This window comes from Verrucomicrobiota bacterium (assembly GCA_019247695.1).
Taxonomy (GTDB): domain Bacteria; phylum Verrucomicrobiota; class Verrucomicrobiia; order Chthoniobacterales; family JAFAMB01; genus JAFBAP01.
Genome location: JAFBAP010000040.1, coordinates 1 through 5,605, shown reverse-complemented (window position 1 = coordinate 5,605; position 5,605 = coordinate 1). Strand labels below are relative to the sequence as shown.

The following is a 5,605-nucleotide window of genomic DNA, read 5'->3' as shown; positions in this document are numbered from 1 at the left end:
GGAGTTCGGAGCGGCCGCGTACGGGGCGCGGGGAGATCCCTTTTTAATCTGTGTAATCTGCGTAATCTGTGGATGTTTTCCCTCTTTCTGCGTGTTCTGCGGATTATTTCGCCGTGCCCGCGGAGTGATCGTAGCCGCTTCGGCGGTAAATCTCTTCAACGATTTCCAGGGTGCGGATGCCCTCGGCCAGGCCGGGGTTGGGCGGCCGGCCCTGTCCGATATCCTGCAGGAACTCCTGCAGTTCGATGTTCCAGGACCGGTCTCCCCGTGGAAACTCGTAAATGACGGTTTCCGGCGGCCCCATCTCGGGCAACATCCGGTAGTGGTAAAGCCGCTCGAGGCCGTAGCTGCCGCCGAGCCCTTCGACGTGAAACTTGGCTCGCTGAAAATACAGCTCGAACGAAAATAGATTTTTCCACTCGGTGCAGCTGACCTGGAGCCAGGCCGTCCGGCCCTTTGCATCGCGCAAACTGACAAACGCGTTGTCATCGACGGGCATGTCCCAGAAATAAGTGGCGGCGTGACCCTCCACCCGGGTAAAGTCGGTCAGCCAGAGGGAGGCGAGGTCGATAAGATGAACGCCTTGATCGATCAATTCACCGCCGCCGCTCAATTTCGGGTCAGCCCGCCATTCCCGGTCATAGCCGGTCCTGCCGCCGTGACCGTACCGGGCGCGCAGGAACATGAATTCACCGGTATCTTCGGCGGCCTGCAGCTCGCAGAGCTTCAAGAAGGCGGGATGAAAACGGTGGTTATAGCCGAGCCGCACCTTGGCGTTGGTTTCTTCGGCCGCCTCGGCGATTTGCTTCAGGTCCGCCGAGGAAATGGCGCCGGGCTTTTCGACCAGCGCATGCTTGCCGGCGCGTACGGCGGCAAGCGTCAAGGGCGCGAGCGCGACGTTCGCCGCGGAGACGATAACCGCGTCCACGTCCGGATCGGACCACACCTGCTCCGCGGTATCAATCGCCCGGCAACCGGCATGCTTGCCGGCAAGCGCGGCGGCTTTGGTCAGGTCCACGTCGCACGCGTAGCGCAGGGTGCCCGCCGGCAAGCTGGCCGCCCGGCGGTTGCCGATGAGCCCGCAACCAAAGATTGCGAAACCGAAGTTTTGTACCATTCTTTCCGGCGTCATGGGAGTAGTCATTAATCAGGCCAGGGCATTACGAGTGATCCGGTTCCTCGCCGTCGGAGGCACGGTTGCAGCCGTTGACTTCTCGCTCGTTTGGTTGTTGCACTTTTTCCTGCGGCCGCTGGTGGCGGTCAGCATCGCGTACCTGACCGCGGTAGTGTGTCATTTTCTTCTGAATAAATTCTGGGTTTTTCGCTGCCAGCGATCCGATTACGGCAAGCAACTGGCTCAGTACGGGCTCAACGTCTTTTTCTGCTGGCTCGTGACGGTTGTGATCGTTCGCCTTTGCCTCAACACGTTCACGACCAATATCCTGGTGGCCAAACTCTGCGCGATTGCGCCCGCCACCGCGCTCGGGTTCCTCGGCCTCCAGTTGATGGTCTTTCGTCACCGGCCGGCACGTACAGTTCGGAGTTCGGAGTTCGGAGTTCGGAGTTCGGAGCTCGGAGTTCGGAGCTCGGAGACGCTGCACCCGCAGGGCAACGCTTCGGAATCGCCTTAATCCGTGTAATCTGTGTAATCTGTGGATGTCTTTCAGAGCGCCGTGTGCCGGTCTTCGGGGACGATTCGGCGCAGGGTGAAAATGTCGCTGGAGGCGAGCTTGTTCCGGTGCTCGTGCAGGCGTTCCCAAGGATCCCATTGCGCGCTGATGAGTTTGCCGGTGATGCCGTCACTTTCCGCAGAAGCGAGATACACGCAGAGTTGGGCCCCCCGTTCCAGGGGCACGCCGCCGGCGTCACGCTGCTTGAGTGCTTTTTGATAAAACTCCGCCCCCACCCTTTCGGGCCCGGCGGCCAGCACTTCATCCAGAAGGCGGGTGTTAAGCGCCCCGGGGGCAACCGCATTCACGTCGATCCGGTCTTCACGAAGTTCTTCAGCCAGCGTCTCAGTCAGCCGGACTACCGCCGCCTTGGACGCCGCGTAGGCACTCAGGCGCGGCAGCGGGGCGGTGGCGCCACCGCCGGATAAATTGATGATTTTACCGTAGCCGTTCTTTTTGAAATGCCGGGTGGCGACCCGGGAAGGAATCAACGTGCCGTAAAGGTTGATCTCGACGGCGCGAATCCATTCCGCGAGATCGATCTCATCGGCCGGACCTTTGGGACCGTAGACCCCGGCGTTGTTGACCAGGATTTCGAACCGGCCGAACGCGCGTACCGCCTCGGCAAAAACCGCTTCGACCTCATCTTCGCGGGAAACGTCGGCGGCGCGTCCAACCACGGTTTGTCCTTTCGGGGCAGCCTGTTGCAGCTCTTCAACCACGGCTGCCAACAGCGCGCCGTCCCGGGCGCAAACGCACACATTCGCACCTTCCCGGACGAATTGCGTCGCGATGACCTTGCCCAGGCCTTGACTGGCGCCGGTGATGATGGCGGATTTTCCCTCTAATTTCATGGTCTACAGCCGGTTGGTTTGAGGCGCGGCTTCGCCGGGTACACCCACCCGGCGGTACTCCACGCCGGGCAGTGCCCTGACCTGTTCGGCGAGAAATCCGTTGGCGTCAACGATCAGCCGGCCGTGTAACCCGGCAATAAGTTCCGGCCAGGGCGCCTGCCGGATTTCCGGCCATTCGGTGGCGACGATCACGGCGTCCGCACCGGCCACCGCCTCGGCGACCTGGTGAAACAGCGGGAACAGTTGCAAATCGTCCGGCAACGCCGGCGCCTGCACGCGCGGGTCGTAAAGGGTGAGTCGGGCGCCGGCGGCTGAAAGCCCCCGGCAGATCTCGACGGCCAGGCTGCGCCGGAGCGTGTCGGTGCCGGGCTTATACGTGAGGCCGAGCACGGCGATCTTTTTACCCTGAAGATCGGGGAACCGTTCCTGCAGTTTCTGCACCGCCCACCGTTTATGGCCGTCATTGCCGGCCTTGATGGCCGGGATCAGGGCGAGCGGTTCGGCGTGTTGCGCCCCGATCCGGGTCAGGGCAACCACGTCCCGCGCCAGGGTGCCGCCGGCAAACGGCCCTCCCGGCGAAAGGTACGCCTTCGGGCCGATGCGACTTTCTGACTTCAGCCCGCGCTCCACTTCTTTGGCATCGGCGCCGGTCGCCTCGCAAAGCCGGGCCACCTCGTTCATAAAAGTGATCGACAGCGCGAGAAACGAATTGATGGCGTGTTTGGTCATTTCGGCCGACTCGGTCCGCATTACCACCAGGTCCAGCGTGAAGTGGGACAACAACGGGCGTAATTCTTCCGCGTCACTTGCCTGCCGCACGCCCAGAATGATCCGATCGGCGTGCGTGAAAATCTCGATCGCCTTGCCGAGGCGGAGATTTTCCGGCGAGTAGGCAAAGCGCAAGCGCCGGTGCCGCTCTTCCAGCCGGCGACAAGTCCCTACCGGCACCTGCGAGGAGATCAGCACCAGCGTGTTCGGGCCAAGGTGCGGTGCGCAGGCATCAATCCCTTGCAAAACCGGCGTCAGGTCGGCCAGGTCATCGTCGTCAACCGGCGTATCGTAACAAACCCACAGCAGGTCAGCCCCGGAGCACGCCCCGGCCGGGTCGCTCGAAAACTGCAGTTTCCCCGCTTTGACGGAACTTTGAATCAGTTCGGCGAGCCCGGGTTCAAATAAGGGCGGTCTGCCGGCACGCAATTGCGCAACGGCGGCCTCGTCGAAATCCAATCCCACCACCGGAGCGTGTTTTGCCACGCAGGCTGCCGTGACGCAGCCCAAATGCCAGAGGCCAAGGACGACAATTTTCATTTGCGATCGATGCCTTGTCCCCAACGAAGCCGGCCGATTATGGTGCGGTTTCCAGCACCAAGGGGGCGGGTTGGATTCGTCCCGGAGGGCCGGCCATTCCGGATTGAAGATCGATCGCCGCACCGCGTCACCGGCGGACCACTTGCGGGTGCGGAGTCTCCGGGACGCCGCTTCAGGCGTCCCGATGGAACGCATGTTTTCTCCAACGCGTTCCAGGGAATAAACCGCTTGGCGCGAATCAGAGCTACCGGTGGCCTGAAGGCCGTCTTTCGCCCCGGAGGCGCAAGGGATCTTAGCCCCGGGGTTACCCCCGTCTTACGGCCCGAAGGGCCAGGAGAACCTAGCCCAGGGTTTACTCCCGTCTTACGGCCCGAAGGGCCAGGAGAACCTAGCCCCGGGTTTACTCCCGCCTTACGGCCCGAAGGGCCAGGAGAACTTAGCCCAGGGTTTACCCTGGGTAGGGTCCTCCCCCCGGATTGAGCCCTGAAAGGGCGGCAGAAGGCGTCGCTCGCGGGTTCTGCCGCCCCTTCAGCAAATCCAACCCGGCGGGGCGGGCGTTTGTTAGAGGGGGCGTACAGGCGTGACGCCTTAGGAGGGCGAAAGACGGCCTCGGTCCACACTAAAAGTTTCAATCCCAATTTTTCGTCCACGAGTACGGTTTCTCCTTAGAAAGGTGTCTCCAGTCTTCGAACGAGGGGGGAAGCAGGATCTGCGTTCCTACCCGGTTCAGCGGCCACCCGGACACTCCTGGCACCGGCGCTTTCGGCGACAGCACGTGTCCGAAGAGCTGCGTCGGACCGGTGCACCGGGTCATCTGACCGTTTTGGTACTTCAGGAAGATAAACTCACCATTTCTCAGTGCCGGCCACGCCCCAGGGGCCCAGGGAGGCGTCTTCATCACCAAGGCCCCATCCTTGAACTCCGTCTCACACCAGGGATAGTAGCCGGTGATTTGCGGCGTTTTCTGCCAGGACCTGGGCACTTTGGCGAAAACATCGAAGAGCGAGTAAGCACCGGGAAGCCAGATCGAGGGGAAGCACTGCGTTTGCGGCAACCCGTCGAGATCAACCACGATCGGTGTGCCGGGTCCGGCGTCTCCGCTGAGTGCATAGATTCCTTTCCAGATCGTGCGCTGGGCCTCCCAGGCCGCGACGTACTCTTTCTCCTGGTATTGAACGCCGTAGGCGCCCAGGAGCGCAAAAAAGACGGCCCCGAGAACGGCGGCGCCACGGCGGAACCACCGGCTTCGCGCCAACTGATGGTAGAGAACCGACCCCAGCACCGCGAGGCCGAAGGTGGCCGGCGCGTGCAAGCTGCTTAACCTGCCGACCGTTTCATTCGGCGGGAAATAAGCCGTCCGGAACATCAACACGTAAGGCAAGACGAAAGCAATCACGCCTCCGGCGGCCACCTGCGCATCAAGCCTGGTGGCGGTGTCTGGTGCGCCGCCGGTCGCGCCGGTTTGATGGCCGTCGCGGTTTAACATCCGCCAGGTGATCACCCCGATGGCCAGGCCGATGGCGGAAGCAAACGCCTCGGCGTGTTCCAGCGTTTCCCACGGCCTGAGGATCAAGGCGCGCAACGCGGCTGCCGGTCCGATCCAGAGCGCCTGAAACATCCGAAACACCGGTTCAGGGAACCCCGTGACGGCCTCGGTGGCCCTGCTCTCACCGTGGGTTACCCGGAAGAGAAAGACCGAACCGAGCACCAGGAAAAAGGCGGCGAGGTGCAACAGGGCTGATGATCTGCCTGCCTTTTGCCGGGTCCGGAAAA

Annotated in this window: 5 protein-coding genes; 1 reads left to right on the top strand and 4 read right to left on the bottom strand. The window is 62.3% G+C overall.

The genetic code is table 11. The annotated features are described in order from the left end of the window. Positions 1-103: 103 nt before the first annotated feature. Positions 104-1,117 (bottom strand): Gfo/Idh/MocA family oxidoreductase, encoded by a 1,014-nt coding sequence (locus JO015_04520; protein MBV9998361.1) that lies wholly within the window; start codon positions 1,115-1,117, stop codon positions 104-106. A 13-nt stretch (positions 1,118-1,130) separates the two neighbouring features. On the opposite strand from JO015_04520, the gene JO015_04515 reads away from it, so the two are divergent. Continuing rightward, the gene (locus JO015_04515; GenBank protein ID MBV9998360.1) at positions 1,131-1,631 is read left to right on the top strand and encodes a GtrA family protein; all 501 of its coding nucleotides are present in this window, start codon (positions 1,131-1,133) and stop codon (positions 1,629-1,631) included. 32 nt (positions 1,632-1,663) lie between these two features. Here the strand turns inward: JO015_04515 and JO015_04510 are convergent, their stop codons facing one another. The 3 genes from JO015_04510 to JO015_04500 all read right to left on the bottom strand — a co-directional run. Further along, a complete protein-coding gene (locus tag JO015_04510) occupies positions 1,664-2,524 on the bottom strand; it encodes an SDR family NAD(P)-dependent oxidoreductase (GenBank protein ID MBV9998359.1) in 861 nt (286 codons plus the stop codon). 3 nt (positions 2,525-2,527) lie between these two features. Beyond that, a complete protein-coding gene (locus JO015_04505) occupies positions 2,528-3,832 on the bottom strand; it encodes a UDP-glucose/GDP-mannose dehydrogenase family protein (GenBank protein MBV9998358.1) in 1,305 nt (434 codons plus the stop codon). Between the two features lie 628 nt (positions 3,833-4,460). Further along, positions 4,461-5,605 (bottom strand): hypothetical protein (locus tag JO015_04500; protein MBV9998357.1); only part of this gene is annotated, 1,145 nt, incomplete at its 5' end.

Bases quoted from the DNA above. Each gene is read 5' to 3' on its own strand.
- JO015_04520 (MBV9998361.1), bottom strand. From the start codon at position 1,117: ATGGTACAAAACTTCGGTTTCGCAATCTTTGGTTGCGGGCTCATCGGC.
- JO015_04510 (MBV9998359.1), bottom strand. From the start codon at position 2,524: ATGAAATTAGAGGGAAAATCCGCCATCATCACCGGCGCCAGTCAAGGC.
- JO015_04505 (MBV9998358.1), bottom strand. From the start codon at position 3,832: ATGAAAATTGTCGTCCTTGGCCTCTGGCATTTGGGCTGCGTCACGGCA.
- JO015_04515 (MBV9998360.1), top strand. From the start codon at position 1,131: ATGGGAGTAGTCATTAATCAGGCCAGGGCATTACGAGTGATCCGGTTC.